Source organism: Rhodanobacter sp. C01 (assembly GCF_002001045.1).
In the GTDB taxonomy this organism is placed as follows: Bacteria; Pseudomonadota; Gammaproteobacteria; order Xanthomonadales; family Rhodanobacteraceae; genus Rhodanobacter.
Genome location: NZ_MUNR01000006.1, coordinates 139,598 through 159,151, shown reverse-complemented (window position 1 = coordinate 159,151; position 19,554 = coordinate 139,598). Strand labels below are relative to the sequence as shown.

Here is a 19,554-nt window from a genome sequence, read left to right as displayed (position 1 = left end):
TTTGACCTAGCGTGAGAGAGGCATGGCCGCGTTTTGGGGAGAAACCAGCAGGATACGGCCAGTGACGACCCACCTACCCGCCCGATGGGCGACCTACTCAACAGAGGGACATCCATGACCAAGCAGTATCTGAAGCCCCTGGCCCTGGCGGTAAGCCTGGCCCTGACCTTGACCGCCTGCGGCAAGAGCGAACAGGCCGCCGCCCCGGCGCCGCCCCCTGCCAGCACCGCCGCTGCCGCCAGCACTGCCCCGGCAGCTGCCAGCACCAGCGCAGCCGTCGACACCGGCAAGAGCATCTTCGATGTCAGCGAGCTGGATCCGACCATCAACGCCTGCCAGGACTTCAACGGCTTCGTCAACGCCAAGTGGGTCGCCGCCAACCCGATCCCCCAAGACCGCACCCGCTGGGGTGCCTTCGACCAGCTGGCCGATGCCAGCCTGAACACTCAGCACGACATCGTCGATGCCGCCTCCAAGAATGCAGCGCAGGCCAAGGCCGGCTCGATCGAACAGAAGATCGGCTACCTGTACCAGTCGGGCATGGACGATGCCGCCATCGAGAAGGCCGGCTTCGACCCGATCAAGCCGAAGCTCGACGCCATCGCCGGCCTGAAGAGCGGCAGCGACGTCGCCGACTACATCACCAAGAGCTACGCCGAGGGCGACGGCCAGGTGTTCCAGTTCGGCGCCGGCGCCGACTTCCAGCATGCCGACATGCAGATCGCCTACGCCAACGAGGCCGGCCTGGGCCTGCCGACCAAGGACTACTACAGCGACGCGAAGTACAAGGACATCCGCGATGCCTACGTTGCGTACATCGCCAAGACGCTTGAACTGACCGGTGTGGCCGAAGCTGATGCCAAGAAGCAGGCCGATGACGTGCTGGCGTTCGAGACCAAGCTGGCCGCCGCCTCGCTGTCGCCGGTCGAGGAACGCGATCCGAAGAACGAATATCACTTCGTCAGCGTGAAGGCCGCCGACCAAGTCACCCCGCACTTCAGCTGGGACAAGTTCTTCACTGCCCAGGGCGTGACCATCGACAAGGGCTTCTCGCTGTCGCAGCCGAAGTTCTTCGCCGAGTTCGACAAGCAGCTCGCCAGCGCGCCGATCAGCCAGTGGCAGGCCTACCTGCGCTTCCACACCATCGACGATGCATCGAACTACCTGAGCAAGAACTTCCAGGACAACAGGTTCGACTTCTATGGCAAGACCCTGGCCGGCCAGCCGCAGCAGAAACCGCGCTGGAAGCGCGTGCTGGGCGCCGTCAACGGCTCGATGGGCGAGGCGCTTGGCCAGCTGTACGTGGCCAAGGTGTTCACGCCCGAGGCGAAGGAGCGTGCGCAGGAACTGGTCGACAATGTGCGCAATGCGCTGAAGGCCCGCATCGAGAACCTCGACTGGATGAGCGCCGAGACCAAGGCCAAGGCGATCGACAAGTGGAATACCTTCCTGCCGAAGATCGGCTACCCGGACAAGTGGCGTGACTGGTCGGGCCTGAACGTCACCCCCGACAACTACTACGCGAACGTCCAGGCGGCCGCCAAGTTCAACTACGAGTACGACCTCGCCCACATCGGCAAGCCGACCGACCGCAAGGAATGGGGCATGACCCCGCAGACGGTCAACGCCTATTACAACCCGACCGACAACACGATCAACTTCCCGGCCGCGATCCTGCAGCCGCCGTTCTTCAATGCCAAGGCGGACGACGCGATCAACTACGGCGGCATTGGCGCGGTGATCGGTCACGAGGCCAGTCATGGCTTCGACGACCAGGGCAGCCAGTTCGACGGTGCCGGCAACAACAAGAACTGGTGGACCAAGGACGACCGCGCCAAGTTCGACGCCCGCACGCAGAAGCTGGTGGACCAGTTCGATGCCTACGCGCCGCTCAAGGACAAGCCGGACCTGCACGTCAACGGCAAGTTGACCCTCGGCGAAAACATCGCTGACCTGGGTGGCATGAACGTGGCGTATGACGCCCTGCAGGCCGCGCTGAAGGCACACCCCGAGGAAGCCAGCCAGAAGATCGACGGCTACACCGAAGACCAGCGCTTCTTCCTGAACTGGGCGCGCGTGTGGCGTGGCAACGTGCGGGAGAAGCAGGCGGTGCTGTACCTCAACACCGATCCGCATGCTCCCGCCTCGCTGCGTGCCATCGCCGCGCCGTCGAACATGCCGGCGTTCGCCAGCGCGTTCCAGTGCAAGGCTGGCGACGCGATGGTGCGTCCGGACGACAAGCAGGTGAAGATCTGGTAAGCCGTCACGACGGCATGCCGCAGCTCAGCGCGGCGTGAAAACCAGGGCCCCGCACGCAAGTGCGGGGCCCTTTTCGTTGATCGGAACACTCATGCAGCGCTGTATACCGTCACGGCGGCATGCATCTGCCCAAGACATGTATTGCAAATCATTCTCATTAAAAATATCTTGTGCATCTGCTCTGGCAGGGTATGTGGTGCACGCGAACCGCTGCACCGCACAGGCCAGATCACCGATTACCGGGGTTTGCACAGCCACGCAGTCACCCACTGCGCGTGCCGCCTGCTGACCTGAACACCTGCATCCAGCCATTGCGAAATCCGCATTCGCCAGACCCGCCAGGCCCTGTCGATACGCGACGCTCCATTCATCCACGGAATCCCCATGCCTTTCATCACCAGCCGCAAACATCCCGCAGCACGGCGCAAGTCACCCCAGGCCTCCGGCATGGTGGCCGCCACCCTGATTACCGGCTTGGCACTGGCCATGCCCGCGGCGGCAGCCGACATGCCGGCCAGCAACCCCGACAACGACGCACAGGTTGCCAACGCAAAGACCCTGCCGAGCGTCAAGGTGGAAGCCACCCCCAACGACTACAAGATCGACAAGGTCTCCTCGCCCAAATTCACCCAGCCGATCCTCGACACCCCGCAGACGATCAGCGTGATCAGCAAGGAGCTGATCCAGCAACAGGGTGCCACCACGCTGACCGAGGCGCTGCGCAACAGCCCCGGCGTCGGCACCTTCTACGCCGGCGAGAACGGCTCGACCAGCACCGGCGACGCGATCTACATGCGCGGTTTCGATACCTCCGGCAGCATCTTCGTCGATGGCGTGCGCGACCTCGGCACGATCTCGCGCGACGTGTTCAACATCGAGCAGATCGAGGTGACCAAGGGCCCGGACGGTACCGAGTACGGCCGTACTGCCCCCACCGGCGCGATCAACATGGTCAGCAAGCAGCCGCAGCTGGGCAACAGCGTTTCCGGCTCGGTCAGCTATGGCAGTGCCGACCAGAAGCGCAGCACGGCCGACTGGAACGAGGCGATCGGCGAAAGCGCTGCATTCCGGCTCAACGTCATGGGCCAGAACAGCGGCGTGCCCGGGCGCGACGACGTGGAAAACAATCGCTGGGGCATCGCGCCGACCTTGGCTTTCGGGCTGGGCACGCCGACCCGCGTGTATCTGGATTTCCTGCACATCAAGCAGAACAACATTCCCGACGGCGGCGTCTCGACCATCGGCCTGCCCGGTTACAGCAGCCCTGATCCGTCACGCGCATTCCTCGCCGACGCACCGGCGGTTGACCCGAGCAATTTCTACGGCACCAGCCAGGATCATGACCGTGACCAGCAGGACATGTTCACCGCCATCATCCAGCACGACTTCTCGGACAACCTCGCGCTGCACGACACGCTGCGCTGGGGCCGCACGCGGCAGGACTATCTGCTGACTTCGTTCATGGCAACCGCGGCCAACCTGCTGACCCCGGATCCGACCGACCCGTCGACCTGGACCGTGGCGCGCAGCAATCCGAACTTCAAACACCAGAACAATCGCATCGCCACCAACCAGACCAACCTCACCGCCAACTTCGAGACGGGCGCCATCACGCACAACCTCAGTGCCGGCATCGAACTGACCCAGGAAAAAGCCACTGCACTGGGCATCGTCGCGCTGAATGGCAGCACCTGGCCGGCAGCCAACCTCTACGATCCCGACGCCGATGTCGGCGGGCTGATCTATGGCCCGAACGGCACCTTCACCAGCGGCCAGACCAACACCGAAGCAGCCTACCTGTTCGACACCATGAAGTTCGGCGAACAGTGGCAGATCAATGCGGGCGCACGGCTGGATCACTACAGCACCGATTTCAACAGCACCGTGGTCTGTGGCGGCAAGAGCACACCCGCGTGCGGTGCGTTGCCGGCCGGCAGCGTCGTGCCGGGCATCGACGCCCGCGTCTCCGGCAACCTCCCCAACTACAAGCTCGGGGTGCTGTACAAGCCGACCGCCAACGGCAGCATCTACGTCAATTTCGCCATGTCGCAGGAGCCGCCGGGCGGCAATACGCTTGCCTTCAGCAGCTCGGCCAACAGCCTGGACAATCCCGACCTCGAACCGCAGAAGGCGCACACCGCCGAGATCGGCACGAAGTGGAACGTGCTTGACGACCGTTTGCTGCTGACCGGCGCGTTGTACCGCACCACAGTCACCAATCAGCTGGTGCAGGATCCAACCAATTCCGCCGTGTACGACCAGATCGGCAAGCAACGCGTGGAAGGCATCGAGATCAACGCCGTCGGTAAGCTCACCGACAACTGGTCGCTCAGCACCGGCTACACGATCATGAATACCAAGGTGGTCAATGGCAACTCGGTGACCTCCGACGGTTCCAGCGCGCTGGCGTATACCCCGAAGAGCGCCTTCACCGCGTGGACCACCTACCGCCTGCCGTTCAACCTGACCATCGGCGGCGGCGCACGTTACTCCGGCGAGCTGCAGCGTGGCACCGACAGTGCGATCGGCACGCCTGCCTATACGCAGGACTACTGGGTGTTCGACGCGATGGCCAGCTACACGGTCAACAGACACTTCGACCTGCAATTGAACGTGTACAACCTGTTCGACAAGGATTACGTCGCGGCGATCAACAAGAGCGGTTACCGCTATATTCCGGGAGTCGCCCGCTCGGCCATGCTGACGGCCAACTTCCATTTCTGATCCCTGCCCGAAGACCCCGCCGTTCGGGAGAATGCAAGAGACAGGGCTTCGGCGCGGAGGCTGCAATACCGTCCGCTCGAACGTCGCCTGCCCTTGAGCCATGGGCTGACTCGAGGGCAGCAACCCAACACCGGAACCCATCATGCTGCTGCATATTCCCGAAGTCCTCAGCCGCGACCAGATCACGCAGTTGCGCAGCGCGCTGGATGCCGCCGACTGGACGGACGGTCGCGAAACCGTCGGTGCGCAGGGCGCGAAGGTAAAGCACAACCAGCAGCTGCCGGATGCTTCGCCACTGCGGCAGCGACTGGGCCAGTTGGTGCTGTACGCCTTGGCGCGACATCCGGTCTATCACGCGGCGACCCTGCCACTGCGCACGCTGCCCCCGCGCTTCAACCGCTACGAAGGCGGTGGTCACTACGGATTCCACGTCGACGGCGCGGTCATGGCACTCCCGGCCGAGGCCGGACAATTGCGCAGCGACATCTCCTGCACATTGTTCCTTAGCGAACCGGATGAGTACGACGGCGGTGAGCTGATCGTCAGCGACACCTACGGGGAGCACGATGTGAAATTGCCCGCCGGTGACCTGATCGTCTATCCGTCCAGCAGCCGGCATCGGGTCGCACCGGTCACGCGTGGCGCGCGCGTCGCCTCGTTCTTCTGGGTACAGAGCCTGGTCCGTGACGACGGCCGCCGCCGTCTGCTGTTCGAGCTGGACGGCTCGATCCAGACCTTGACCCAATCCGGCGCCGATGCCGATGCGCTGCTGCAACTGACCGGCATCTACCACAACTTGCTGCGGCAGTGGGCCGAGACCTGAGCGACTCGCCTGTGTTTCTCAACTTATCAAGCAACTGATGGGCATGCACGATGAACTTCTGTCGGCGGCATGAGCGTCTACCAAGTTAAACGCGATGATTGGTCAATTGTTGACGACCATCCGCATATGCATCACTGACGTGGCCCTGGCAATTGCAGCAGTACCACGAAACGATTTCCCTGCGGCCCCGCCTGTATTTTGGCCAGCGGCCCGTACCGGTAAGCAACACGTTGCCTTACGCTGTCCAGACCGTGACCGTTGCCTGCCTCGGGTGGTGTGACCGGTAACGGATTGCCTATCTCGATACGCACTCCGTTGCCATCGCGCCGTCCACGCAAGGTCACGTCGCCGCCTTCGCGCAATGGCTGGATACCGTGGCGAACCGCGTTCTCCACCAGTGGCTGCAACAACAGCCGCGGCAATGGAAAGTCGGCAGGCAGGTCATCCAATTCGCGCTGCACACGCAGACGCTCGCCCAGACGCAATTGTTCGATCGCCAGGTAGCGCTCGACCAGCGCCAGCTCATCACCAAGCGTGCCATCACCAGTGATGTGCTGACCCAGCGCAGCGCGGAACAGCTCGGACAGGTCCTCCACCGTGCGCTCGGCCGCGTCAGGATCGACCCGGATCAGTGCAGCCACCGTGTTCATGCTATTGAACAGGAAGTGCGGGCGGATGCGCGCCTGCAACGCCTCGACCTGTGCCCGCGTGACGGCCGCCAGCCGGGCCTGCCACTGCGTCAGCACGTAGAAGTAGCGCAGCATAACCGCACCAAGCAAGGCCGCGATCGCCACGTTGTCGCGAACAAAGATACCCAGGTCGCTCTGCTCCAGCTGCAACTGCAGAGCATCGTTGAATTCGTGCGCCACCACGCTGGCGCCAGCCACGATCGGCATGATTACCAGCCACGCTCCTACATAAGGCATCTGTCTCGGCAATCGCTGCAGCAGCGAACGCAACGCACACAACACCAGCCCGATCATCAGGGCCAGCCAGGTCACAAACAGGATGCTGATGCTGTAACTGCTCCAATCCCGCCGGTTGTCTGATGCCAACCACATCGTCGTTGCGGCAAGCGTTGCGATCACCAGCAGCGCGAACATCATGGGCAAACTGCAGAAATCCGGCAAAGGACCGTATTCGGTTGGGCTTGGCGGGCCGCTGACAGGGCGAGAGTCACGCATGCGGCCAAGTATGCCGTATTTGCAGATGAGGCCTGGGGTGAGTCGCAACGGCATGCGCTGCACGCATTCACGTCGACAATCCGTTGCTCCGGTTGTCCGATTGCGATGTGAGCAATCTGCACCGACCACACTAGGTTTCCTGCTGCGTCCTGTCGCACTGATCGCCTCGACAGCGAATCAAGCGTTGCTCACGGACGCTCGCCGCTATTCGACCGAGCAATACGAATCAGCGACTCGTCACATCGTTGTTTAGTTAGAAAGTGCCTGCGTGCATCCTCAGACGGCTATCGCAAGAAATTGCGTTAGCTTGTTGATCCGCATCAATATTTTTGCGACGAACGGCTGCTTTCCTCCGACAAGCGGTAGTTCTAATCGGATTGCCTGCACGCGAGAATGAATCGACGCCGCGGCAAGCATGCAAGTCGACCGGGGCAGCAAGGGGCATCGGAAAGCATCCGATGAAAGACCATTAGGTATCGACGCCATACGGGGCAATCCATGAACACGATGCACACGCATCGCAAGCCGGCCGCCGGTTTTACGCTGATCGAGCTGATGATCGTGGTCGCGATCGTCGCCATCCTCCTCGCGATTGCCCTCCCCAGTTACACGGACTACATCACTCGCGGCAAGCTCACCGAGGCGCAAAACAACCTCGCGGCCTATCGGGTGAGCATGGAGCAGTACTATCAGGACAACCGCAATTACGGCGGCGCTACATGCGGTGTACCGGCACCGACCAGTACCAGCCTCAAATATTTCGCGATTACGTGCGCACCTGTTGGTGGCGGTTCGACAGCCCAGGCGTATCTGGCAACAGCTACCGGAGACGCCGGCACGTCCGTGGCCGGTTTCACGTTCACTATCGACAACAGCAACAACCAGCAGACCACGGCTGAGCCTGCAGGCTGGGGCTCTGGCACGATCAATTGCTGGGTGATCCGCAAGGGCGGAAGCTGCCAATGAGGTCGATGTCGCCACGACGCGGTTTCAGTCTGGTCGAGCTGATGACGACGCTTACGGTGCTTGCGATCCTGATCCTGATCGCCATTCCCAATTTTGAACAGTGGATGCTGAATACGCGTATCCGCACCGCCACCGAGTCGATCCAGAACGGTCTGCGGCTGGCGCGTAACGAAGCGTCGCAACGGGCGACTTTTGTCAGGTTCGAATTGACCTCGGCCACCGACGCGATCTGGGCGGTCTGCCAGCTACCGGCCACAGCGGCCAGCGCCGCCGCCGTAACCAGCTGCACAGGTCAGACAACCATCCAGCAGGTACGTGCTGACGATACGAGTGGCGTGCAGATAGGAGCCGGGACAGCCGTGGCGGATCTCGCTGCGGGCAGTTATGCCACCGCCATCACCGGTGGCCTGCCGGCCGGCATCACATACACCGCGTTGGGCCGCCCATCGGACTACGGCAACACCTCGATCCTCCGCATCGATGTCACCGCGGCGCAAGCCGGCAGCAGGCGTCTGGTCACCACGATCTCGGCAGGCGGCATGGTGAACATGTGCGACCCGGCCATCACCTTCAATACCACCAGCAGCACGCAGGGGTGTCCATGAAAACCTCGAGCATTGTGCAATGTGGCCATGCTTCACCACGATCGTCCCGGCAGGGTTTCGTGTTGCTGGATGCACTGATTGCCGTGGTGATCTTCTCGATCGGCATCCTTGGTCTGGTGGCCCTGCAAAGCTCGGCGATCAAACTCGCTGGCGATGCGAAATACCGCACCGATGCCGCCATGCTTGCTGACCAGGTGATTGCCGAGATGTGGGCAAACAACGCTGCCAGCCGAGCCGCTTTCATCACCCAATATACCGGTGGCAGTGGCACGAATGGCACGGCCTATACGGCATGGGCCAATACCCTCGACTGTGCGTCCGCCACCGCCGCCACAGGATGCCTTCCGGGGGTGACAGCCAACCCTCCCGTCATCACCGTGACCCCCATCACCACCGATACCAACGATTCGTTGGTTAAGGTCACCGTCAACTGGCAGGCCCCGAACGACACTGGTCCCCACAGCTATGTATCCATTACACAAATCGGCATCTGAGCCCGCTCTCGATCGCCGACGCGATCCCGCACGCTGCCCGCTTCCAGCGAGCACCGGAGGGTTTTCGCTGATCGAACTGATGGTGGGCATACTGGTCAGCCTCATCGGCACACTGGCGATCATGGCGGCTTTCTCGGTATACGAGGGCAAGAAGCGCACCACTACCAGCGGCGACGATGCGCAGCAAAATGGCAGTTATGCCCTGTATGAGCTGGAACGCCAGGTTCGTTCCGCTGGCTCCAGCATTGTGCAAGGCAAGAGTTACAGCGTCTGGGGCTGCCCGATCACGGCGCTCACGGCAGCCGCCATGCCCGCCCCGTTCAACAACGCGGCTCTTGGCCTGCCAGCCACCACGCCGGTGGTGCCGGTACTGATTGCCGCGGGTGGCACCAGCCCTGACGCGATCAGCGTGATTGGCGGCGACTCTTCGCAACAGGTGTTCAAGATCGGAGTCACCTCGGCTACCGCCGGAAATCCGGTGGTGGTAGGCAACTCGTTCGGCATTCTTCCGAACGATTACCTGCTGGGCACGCTTGCCAACGGTACGTGCCAACTCGGCCAGGCCACGGCCGTGACCACGGCGAGCAACAGCATCACCGTGGCAGCGGCCACTACCCAGATTACCGGACTGGTCAATTCGGTGAATCTGTTCGATCTGGGTCCCGAACCGATATTCACCCTGTTCGGCGTCGATACAACCAGCAATTCGCTGGTGTCGTTCGATCAATTGCAGCGGACGGCCAACGGCGGTAAAGGCACGCTGCCGATTGCCGATGGCATCGTGCAGATGAAAGCCCTGTATGGCATCCACGATGGCACGGGACCTGCCGGCGAATCCACCTACGCAGTCGACAAGTGGGTGCAGCCGGTAGGTGCCACCTGGGGCATCGGCGCACTCACGGCGAACACTGTCGCGGCAGCTGCAGCAGCGACCCAGATCGTCGCCATTCGTGTGGCAGTCGTGGCGCAAAGTCGTTTGCCGGAGCGCACAAGTGACTACGTGGGAAATGCCGCGCTGACATTGTTCCCCGATCTTCCCGCAGCAGAGCAATACAGCGTCGCCACACAAACGCAATACCGCTACAAGGTCTACGACACCACCATTCCGATTCGCAACGCGATGATCGTCCAATATTACTGAGCGACCGACATGAGCATGAAAAGCGTTGGCAGCGGAAATCGGAGCAACCTGCGCCGCCAGAAAGGCATGGTATCGGTCCTCATCGCGATCATCGTGCTGGTGGTATCGCTGCTGGCTGCGATGGCACTGATGCACTCCGTGGATACCAGCAACACGATCGCCGGCAGCCTGTCCTTTCGTCAAGGCGTCGTGCAGGAGGCCGAACGTGCCTACAGTGCCGCCAAGGACAGTGCCACCCTGTATCCCGAACCATCCAGCGACAGCAATCAGCCGACTCTTGGCTACTACGCCACACCACAGGCAGCCACCGTCCGTCCCGACAAGGACATGCCCGACATCCTTGTGAATGCAACGTGCCCGTCAACTGTCGTTGTTTGCATGACTGGATTGGCCACCAACAATACCGTGCTTTACGTGATCGAGCGACTCTGCCCGGCGGTGGGCGCTGCCAACCCGAGCACGTGTGTCGTGCCGGGCGCATCGATCGAGGGCGGCTCCGTTTCCAACCAGACCAAGGACAACGGCCCTCCCTTTTCATCCGGCGCCTATGCAGCGTTCCGATTGAGCGTGAAGGTGATGGGTCCAAGGGGCGCCATTGGATATGTACAGACCGTACTGCGTTGAAGGACGCAGAAACGAGAAGTACACGGGGACGCTCGCTGGCACACGACACATTCGCACGGTGACGGCTCAGGGGTAATTCATGCAACCGAACCAGCGACTTCCTTCCAATCATGGGCATGAACCGAGAGTTCGTACCCCCAGCTTTCTCACTCGCAAGTCGGAAACGGCCATGTCCAAGTCTCCTCGTTCATTCCGCTTCACTAGTCTTGGCAGCGTGCTGTTGACCTGCGTGCTGACCTTGATGGGCGGCGGTAACGCACAGGCGCAGACAGTACTGTCGGATAACCCGGTATACAGCGCTTCCAATGTGCCGGCCAACTTGATGATGGCACTCTCAGTGGAGTTTCCGACCGGCACCGTGGCGGCGTACGGCACCGCGAAGGGATATTCGGCAAGCACCACGTTTCTCGGCTATTTCGACCCTGGCAAGTGCTACACCTACAGCACGTCATCCCCACCCGGGACACAGACTGCGGGGTACTTCGTACCCAACGGGCCAGTGAACTCCAGTGGTGGTTGCAACATAAAGTCCGGTACGACGACCACGTCCTACTGGAGCGGCAACATGCTGAATTGGGCCCTCATGACGGCCCTAGACGAGTTCCGCCAAGCTCTTACCGGTGGCACGCGCATTGTCGACACCACGTCGAGTACGGTGCTCATACGTTCGAATCTCAACTCGCAAAGCACAACGGGCAACGACCCCAATCGACAGATTGATGCCACGGACAATGTCTCGCCGTCCACGGTGGTCGGCGACACGAATTACTCGTCAGCAACAAACGTTTATCTTGAAGTGGCTGCACAGGGCACTCAATTCGTCATCTCGAACAACAGCTCATTCAGCAATTCGGGAAATGGAAATAAGGCGACCACCTACAACGCTGAGGTCCAGGTTTGCGTAGTGAACAAGACAGCGTTCACGACATCCCCATACGGACTGGAGAGCAATTGCAACTCGGCGCACGCGACTACCGACTATGTCGGTGCCGGCCAATACGCCAAACCCGAAGGCCTGATCCAGCAAAACTACACCAAGATCCGTGTCGGCGCAGCGGCCTACGCCTTCCAACAAGGCAATGGTGCCGCCAACGGTACGGTAAGAGCCTTGCTGCGCGACAATGGCCCGACGACCTACAACGGCTACGGTACGCGCCAGACCAATACTCACAGCGAGTGGAATGCGACAACAGGCATCTTTGCCACCAATCCGGATACAGATGAAGCTGCCGGAACAGCCCCTGGAGGGGTGAATGCAACAGCTACGGGCGCCATCAACTATCTGAACAATTTCGGCTACGCCAACGGTTATGAGACGTATGACACGATTGCCGATCTGTACTGGGCAGCACTGGCCTACTACATGCAGGTGCCACTCGATTCCACCTACACCAGTGGCTTGACTACCACCAATAGCCTTGACACAAGTTATCCCGCGTTCACCGGTACGACTGGTGCAAATGGACAGCTCAATGATCCGATCCAGTACACCTGCCAGTCCAACGCGATTGTCACCATCGGCGACGCGCATACATGGTATGACACCCGTGTGCCCAGCTCTGGAGGACCCGCTGCTGGCACCGGTCAGGGACCCTTAGCTGTCGTCAATGGGGCCGATGCGGGTGGCTATGCCACGCAGCTAGGCAACCTTCCCTTGATCGAGGCCAACGGTGCCACAAAGGCATCGATCACCATGGCTCAGCTTAGGTACAAGGGCTCGAGCGCGCTGACAACAACGGTCGTTCCTGCCGCCAACCAGTTGGGGCTCACCACTGAACCTGATGGCACGACCAATCCGACCTACAACATGGCGGGCTTAGCCTATTTCGCCCATACCCAGGAAATCCGCCCCGACATCAACGCCAAAAACCCGACCAACACGTTCAAGCACACTGTAACCACCTATACGCTCGACGTACTTGAACCGGGCTCCTACGACGGCATCAATCCCAACTACACCTACGATCCGGCCGATTTCAATACAACCAGTGGCCAGGCTGGCCCGAATATGTACTGGTTGGCTGCCAAATACGGTGGCTTCAATGACGTCAATGGCAACGGCATTCCCGCCAATATCCTGACCTGGCACACCAATACAACTACGGCAGCGGCCTTCAATCTGCGGCCGGACAATTACTTTCCCGGCAACCAGCCAGCATTGATCCAGTCCGGTCTGCAGCAGATCTTCAACAATGTTTCCTCGACCGCCTCGCAAAACGCGTCGGCACCGAGTGTGTCGCCAACCCGTGCACTCAGCAACGTCACCGCGAGCGTCGCTCCCTACTATTCACCTGTTGCCGGCTTTCCGATCTATACCACTTCGTACACCCCGGTCACCTGGACGGGCGATGTGGAAGGCTATGTTGGGGCGGATACCGCGGGTGCCGCTGTCACGCCCGTCACTGGCAGCACTCCCTGGCATGCGCAGTTCCAGTTGGACACCCTGACCCAGTTCCTGTCCGGAACGACCGTGGTGGGCTGGAATACTGTCGGTCGCCGCATCATCACCTGGAATGGTTCGAAGGGCGTGCCGTTCCGTTACACCAATTTATCCACTGCCGAACAGAGTGCGGTAAATAGCGTGACTACCGGTGGTACCGGTACAACCTTGGTCAATTACTTGCGTGGCGACAAGAGCAACGAAGGAACTTATTACCGCACGCGCACCCATATCCTTGGCGATATCGTGAATTCCACGCCGGTACTGGTACAGGGCGCCACTTCACCGTCGTACACCGAAACCGCGAATCCGGGATACACCACTTTCTCGACAGCGTCGACGACGGCGACGCCGGCCGGGGTGGCCAACCGCCAGCCGGTAGTCTACGTGGGCGCGAATGACGGCATGCTGCATGCGTTTGAGGCCGACTTCCTGAATTCGACAGCAACCGATACCGTCACGGGTGGCGGCAGCGAACTGTTCGCTTATGTGCCGAGCCTGCTCTTCAATGGCCCCACGAGCACACCCCTGGTGAACGGCCTGCCCGCGCTTGCCAATCTCAATGGCGTCTCCACGAACAACTATGCGCACCACTTCTACGTGGACCGCACGCCCCAGGTCTCCGATGTCGATTTCACCTATACCGGCAATGGCACGGTGACGCCCGTCACTACAGCCAGTACATCCAACTGGCATACGATCCTGGTGGGCGGACTCGGCAAGGGCGGCATGGGCATCTACGCACTTGATGTCACCAAGGTTCCGGCTGCAGTCGATACCACCACCAGCAGCACGACCGTGGAGACATCGGAAGCCAAGAATGTGCTGTGGGAGTTCAACGACTCGGACATGGGTTACAGCTATGGCGCCCCACTGATCGTGAAAACCCGCAAGTACGGCTGGGTCGTGGTGATGACTTCCGGTTACGACAATACCGGCAGCGGCCAGGATGGCCATGGCGTACTTTATGTCCTAAATATCCAGACCGGTGCACTGCTGCAGAAGATCGACACTGGCGTGGGCAGCACTTCCGCCCCTGCCGGCCTCACCCAAGCCACCGCCTATACCCAGAACGTTGCCGACGGCACCATCGATCAGGTCTATGCTGGCGACCTGCTGGGCAATGTATGGCGTTTCGACCTGTCCGAAGGCGCCGTGAATGCTAGTGGCGCCGCGACAGGTCCCTATCCGGCACCAACCCTGCTGGCCACGCTTACCGATGCATCGGGCAAGGCTCAACCGATCACCACGGCACCGCGCATCGAGGAAAGTGTCGATTCCACCGGTCTCGGCACGCTCCGCTGGGTCTTCGTAGGCACGGGCCAGTTTCTCGATATCAGTGACCTGTCAACCACCCAGCAACAAACCATGTATGCCTTGCGCGACGGCACCGGATCCACCCCGTCGACCACCGGGCTTCCACTGACACGAAGCACGTTGACAGCCAACACCAACCTGCTGACTGGCCTTAACCTGACCGACTCCTCTACAGGCTGGTACTACGATCTGACCGGTACCGCAGGCGCGAACGGAGGTACCGAGCGAGTTGTGGTCAACCCTGACGCCGCAGCAGGCGTCTCCATCATCACTTGGACAACGTTAACGCCGTCCACCGACCCTTGTTCCCTCTTGGGTAGTGTCTATGCCACCAACTTCAGTGGTCAGTCTCAGCTCGTGAACACTTCGAATACTGTGATGAGCTCCATTACTACGAACACGGCAACGACCGGAATCCAGATCGTTCAGCTGCCTAACGGTACCTATGCGCTGTTGTATGGCCAGACCGGCGGTGCACCCCAGACGGCAACCATCCAACAGCCAGGCTCGGGCAATGCACTGCAACGCACAAACTGGCGCGAGATACTCAACTGAGTTGTCCGTGTCCATTGATTGGCCGCCCAGGCGAGCGCATCGCCCGGGCACCATCGGCAAGCTGGAGTGCATTCTCCCTAGGCAGCAACAACCACTCGGCGGATAATCGACAGCCCTCTACGCCAAGCGGCTGCGCAATGTTCGTACCTGGTCAACGCTGGATCTCCTCTGCCGAACCCGAGCTTGGTCTCGGCACTGTCTTGCGCGTCGAAGGGCGCGGCGTGCAAGTGCTGTTTGCCAAGGCGGGGGTACTACGCCCGTATGCGATCGATTCGGCGCCACTGCTGCGTGCCGAATTCCGCGCCGGCCAGCGTGTGGCAGGCAAGGGCATCGCGTTCCTGGTGGAGCGAGTGGAAATCCGCGAGGAACTGCTGATCTATCGTGGCGAGGGCCGTGAACTGCATGAGGGCCAGCTCGACGACGAGCAGAGCGTAAGCCAGGCCGACGATCGCCTGATCGGCGGCCGCACCGACCCGGTGGCGCAGTTCGAGTTGCGCATGGAAGGCCTCAAGCGCCGCGCGGAAGCACGCCGCTCGGCGGCCTGGGGCCTGGGTGCGGCAAGGATCGGGCTGGTGCCGCACCAGCTGCGCGTGGCCGGCATCGCCTCGGCGCGCCGACCGCCGCGGGTGCTGCTGGCGGACGAGGTGGGCTTGGGCAAGACCATCGAGGCGGGCATGATCATCGCGCGCCAGCTCGCCACCGGCCGCGCCTCGCGCGTGCTGCTGCTGTTGCCCGATACCTTGGTGTACCAGTGGTTCGTCGAGCTGCTACGTCGCTTCAACCTCAGCTTCGCGATCTATGACGAGGAGCGCTGCGAAGCGCTGACTCAATCCGACGAACAGCAATCCGGCGACAGCGGCAACCCGTTCGAGGACGAGCAGTTGGTGATCGCCGATTTCGGCTTTCTGGAAAATTCGCCGAAGTACGCGCAGCAATTGCTGGACGCCCCGTGGGACTTGCTGGTCGTCGATGAAGCACACCATCTGGCGTGGTCGCCGGAAACCGCCAGCCCGCGCTACACGATGGTGGAGAAGCTGGCGGCGGCGATCCCCGGTGTGATCCTGCTCACCGCCACTCCGGAACAGCTCGGCCGCAGTGGCCACTTCGCCCGCCTGCGCCTGCTCGACCCACAGCGTTATCACGACCTGGACGGCTATCTGGCCGAGGCCGACAGCTATCAGACACTGTCACGGATTGCCGACCGGCTGCTGGATGGCATCGCGCTCGACGATGCCCAGCGCGACACCCTGGCCAGGGCCTTCCATGGCGACGAGATGCTCACCGCGCAATTGGCGGATTCAACCAAGCCGGCGAACGCGCGTGAACTGCTCGCCGCGCTGATCGATCGCCATGGCACCGGTCGCGCGATGTTCCGCAACAACCGTGCCGGCGTCGGCGGCTTTCCCAAGCGGTTGCCCGAATGGCATCTGCTCGATGCCGACACGCTGGAGGAAGGCACGCGCCAGTCCCTGCTGGCCGAGTTTCATGCCGACATCCAGCAACCACCGGCCCTGATTGAAATCGATTACAGCGTTGATCCACGCGTCGATACCTTGATTGCCCTGCTCGACCAGCACCCACAGGACAAATTCCTGCTGATCTGCCGCAGCCAGGCCAAGGTGCTGGCGCTGGAGGAAGCGCTACGCACTCGCAGCGGCGTTGGCGTGGCGCGCTTCCACGAAGGTCTCGGCATCATCCAGCGCGACCGCAATGCGGCGTATTTCGCCCAGCCCGATGGCGCGCGCCTGCTGCTGTGTTCGGAAATCGGCTCGGAAGGGCGCAATTTCCAGTTCGCGCACCGCTTGATCCTGTGGGACCTGCCGCTCGACCCGGATCTGCTCGAACAGCGCATCGGCCGGCTCGACCGCATCGGCCAGAAGCACGACATCAGCATCCACATCCTCGCCGTCGCCGACAGCGCGCAGCACGTGCTCGCGCGCTGGTACGACGAAGGCATCGATGCGTTCCGCCTGAGCCCGGCTGACGGTCGCGAGCTGCTGCGCCGCTATGGTGAGCCGCTGGCACGGCTGGCTGATGAACATGCACGTGGCGACGACAACCGCGACCAGGAGCTGGACGTGCTGCTCGCCGAGACGCGTGCCAGCCACGAACAGATGGCCGAGCTGATCCGTGCCGGTCGCGACCATCTGCTCGAACTGGCGTCCAGCCGCGACCTGCACGCCGACGAACTGCAGCAGGCGTTTGCCCGCGAGGATCGCGACCCCGGCCGCGACGCCTTCGTGCAGCGCCTGCTGGAAGCATTCGGCATCCATGCCGAGGAACTCGGCGGCCAGGTGCTGCTGCTCGACCCGCAATACCTGTCCACCGATGCCTTGCCCGGTTTTGCCGAAGGCCCGCAGTCGGTGACGTTCGCCCGCGAGGTGGCGCTGGCACGCGAGGATCTGCCGCTGTTGCGGCTGGATCACCCGCTGGTCGCCGGTGCGATGGATCTGGCGCTGTCCGGTGAACAGGGCAATGCCGCCTTCATGGTCGATGATGAACTGTCGCCGCGCACCGCCCTGCTGCAGGCGGTGTTCCTGCTTGAATGCGTCGCCGATCGCCGGCTCGACGCCGAGCGCTTCCTGCCGACCCTGCCGATCACGGTCACGGTCGACACCAAGCTGGCCGAACGCGTCGATTTCTCGCCCAGCGACATCGCCTTGCGCAAGGCCGGCGACCGCAATATCGAAGTGGCGCGCTACCGCAAATTCCTCGGCAAGCTGGTACCGCCGATGCTGGAACGTGCCGGAACACTCGCTGCCACGCGCGGACAGGCCAGCATCGACGAGGCAGTGGCGCTGGCCACGACCACGCTGGATGCCGAACTGTCGCGGTTGCTCGCCCTGCGTGGGGTGAACCCCTCAGTCAGCGAAACTGAAATCACCGCAGTCGCCGATGAACGTTCGGCCCTGCTGGCGGCGCTGCCGCAATCCCGCCTGCGGCTGGACGCGGTGCGCTTCGTGGTCAGCCCGGACTTTCTCGCGTTGCGCTGAACGGCTCACGCCATCCCCCAGTCCATTGCCCGCGTGATCAGGCGGCGGGCTGATACCCCGTGGCCCGCAGGCGACGGTCGATGCCGAACACCTTGTACGCGACCGTCAGCAACAATACCCAGGCCACGCCCAGATAGAGTGCCACCCGGGTATCCGGGCTGTAGCCGAGCATCACCAGCACGAAGGCGAGAAACGCCAGGCACACCACGCTGCTCAACGGCCACCAGCGCAGGCGGAAGGCCAGCTCGACCTTCTGTTGCCGGCGGAAACGCCAGTGCGCGATCAGCACCATGCTCCAGGTCCACACGGTGTTGAACGCGAGGATCGACATCATCATGCCGAAGATGCGCCCAGGTATCAGGTAGTTCATCAGCACCCCGAACAGCAGGAACACCAACGTCACCAGCACGCCGCGCACTGGCACGCCATGCGTGCTCAACCGCCCCATTGCTGCTGGCGCCTGCCCCTTGCCGGCCAGACTGTGCAGCATGCGGCTGCCGCTGAAGGTAGTGGAGTTGAAGCTGGACAAAGCCGCGGTGATCACCACGAAGTTGATCAGGCCCGCCGCCTGAGGAATGCCGAGCCTGGCGAACGTACTGACAAACGGACTGCTGTTCGCGTCCAGTTCGTTCCACGGATAGATCGCCATGATCACGAACAGCGCGCCCACGTAGAAGATCAGGATGCGCCAGATCACCGAGTTCACCGCGCGCGGGATCGTGCGCTCGGGATGCGCCGCCTCGGCCGCCGCCATGCCGATCGTCTCGATGCCGCCGAAGGAGAACACCAGCACCGGCAGCGCCAGCACCATGCCGGTCACCCCGTTCGGAAACCAGCCACCGTGCGTCCACAGGTTCGATACCCCCAGCGGATGGCCGCCGTTGCCCCAGCCCAGCCAGATGATCGCGGCACCGCCAAGGATCATCAGCACCACGGTCAGCACCTTGACCAGCGCGAACCAGAACTCCAGCTCGCCATACACCTTCACCGCCATCAGGTTCAGGCCGCCGATCATCGCCACGCTGCCGAACGCCCAGATCCATTGCGGCAGTTCGGGAAACCACGCCTTCATGTAGATGCCCACCGCCGTGCTCTCGGCGATGCCCACCCCCATCATCAGGATCCAGTAGTTCCAGCCGGTGAGGTAACCGGCGAATGGCCCGAGGTACTTGTGCGCATAGGCGCTGAAGGAACCGGCGATCGGCTCGTGCGCGGCCATCTCGCCCAGCGCGCGCATGATGATGAAGATCATCGCGCCGCCGAACATGTAGGCGAACAGCACCGATGGACCGGCCAGCCGGATCGTGCTGGCCGAGCCGAGAAACAGGCCGGCGCCGATGCACATGCCCAGTGCCATGAAGGTGATGTGGCGCGGGGTCAGCCGGCGTTGCAGGGATTCGGACATGGATTCCACTCGTGGAGAAGGATG

12 protein-coding genes are annotated in these 19,554 nt (G+C 62.0%); 10 read left to right on the top strand and 2 right to left on the bottom strand.

From position 1 onward, the window contains the following. The first annotated feature begins 114 nt into the window (after window positions 1-114). The 3 genes from B0E50_RS03360 to B0E50_RS03350 all read left to right on the top strand — a co-directional run bounded on the left by B0E50_RS03360 (window position 115) and on the right by B0E50_RS03350 (window position 5,806). A complete protein-coding gene (locus B0E50_RS03360) occupies window positions 115-2,259 on the top strand; it encodes a M13 family metallopeptidase (RefSeq protein WP_077439712.1) in 2,145 nt (714 codons plus the stop codon). A gap of 384 nt (window positions 2,260-2,643) precedes the next feature. Next, window positions 2,644-4,983: a catecholate siderophore receptor Fiu gene (locus B0E50_RS03355; RefSeq protein ID WP_077439710.1), complete on the top strand. Its 2,340-nt coding sequence runs from the start codon at window positions 2,644-2,646 to the stop codon at window positions 4,981-4,983. 142 nt (window positions 4,984-5,125) lie between these two features. Next, window positions 5,126-5,806: a Fe2+-dependent dioxygenase gene (locus B0E50_RS03350; protein ID WP_077439708.1), complete on the top strand. Its 681-nt coding sequence runs from the start codon at window positions 5,126-5,128 to the stop codon at window positions 5,804-5,806. 131 nt (window positions 5,807-5,937) lie between these two features. Here B0E50_RS03350 and B0E50_RS03345 read toward each other — a convergent pair whose 3' ends face one another. Beyond that, the gene (locus B0E50_RS03345; protein WP_077439707.1) at window positions 5,938-6,990 is read right to left on the bottom strand and encodes a histidine kinase; all 1,053 of its coding nucleotides are present in this window, start codon (window positions 6,988-6,990) and stop codon (window positions 5,938-5,940) included. 498 nt (window positions 6,991-7,488) lie between these two features. On the opposite strand from B0E50_RS03345, the gene B0E50_RS03340 reads away from it, so the two are divergent. The 7 genes from B0E50_RS03340 (at window position 7,489) to rapA (ending at window position 18,125) form a co-directional block, all read left to right on the top strand. After that, window positions 7,489-7,956, top strand: a complete 468-nt coding sequence (locus B0E50_RS03340; RefSeq protein WP_305775354.1) for a type IV pilin protein — start codon at window positions 7,489-7,491, stop codon at window positions 7,954-7,956. A 5-nt stretch (window positions 7,957-7,961) separates the two neighbouring features. Further along, a complete protein-coding gene (locus tag B0E50_RS03335; protein ID WP_168170802.1) occupies window positions 7,962-8,561 on the top strand; it encodes a prepilin-type N-terminal cleavage/methylation domain-containing protein in 600 nt (199 codons plus the stop codon). Between the two features lie 59 nt (window positions 8,562-8,620). Next, a complete protein-coding gene (locus tag B0E50_RS03330; protein ID WP_139350736.1) occupies window positions 8,621-9,055 on the top strand; it encodes a hypothetical protein in 435 nt (144 codons plus the stop codon). 79 nt (window positions 9,056-9,134) lie between these two features. Next, entirely contained in the window at window positions 9,135-10,196 is a 1,062-nt protein-coding gene (locus B0E50_RS03325) for a PilW family protein (protein WP_168170801.1), read from the top strand. A 66-nt stretch (window positions 10,197-10,262) separates the two neighbouring features. Then, window positions 10,263-10,820 carry a hypothetical protein gene (locus B0E50_RS03320; protein ID WP_139350735.1) on the top strand — a complete coding sequence of 186 codons (558 nt, stop codon included), beginning with the start codon at window positions 10,263-10,265 and terminating at the stop codon, window positions 10,818-10,820. A gap of 169 nt (window positions 10,821-10,989) precedes the next feature. Continuing rightward, a complete protein-coding gene (locus B0E50_RS03315) occupies window positions 10,990-15,132 on the top strand; it encodes a PilC/PilY family type IV pilus protein (protein WP_168170800.1) in 4,143 nt (1,380 codons plus the stop codon). A 137-nt stretch (window positions 15,133-15,269) separates the two neighbouring features. After that, a complete protein-coding gene (gene rapA, locus B0E50_RS03310) occupies window positions 15,270-18,125 on the top strand; it encodes an RNA polymerase-associated protein RapA (RefSeq protein ID WP_077439695.1) in 2,856 nt (951 codons plus the stop codon). A 37-nt stretch (window positions 18,126-18,162) separates the two neighbouring features. Here the strand turns inward: rapA and B0E50_RS03305 are convergent, their stop codons facing one another. Next, entirely contained in the window at window positions 18,163-19,530 is a 1,368-nt protein-coding gene (locus B0E50_RS03305) for an amino acid permease (protein ID WP_077439693.1), read from the bottom strand. Window positions 19,531-19,554 lie beyond the last annotated feature (24 nt).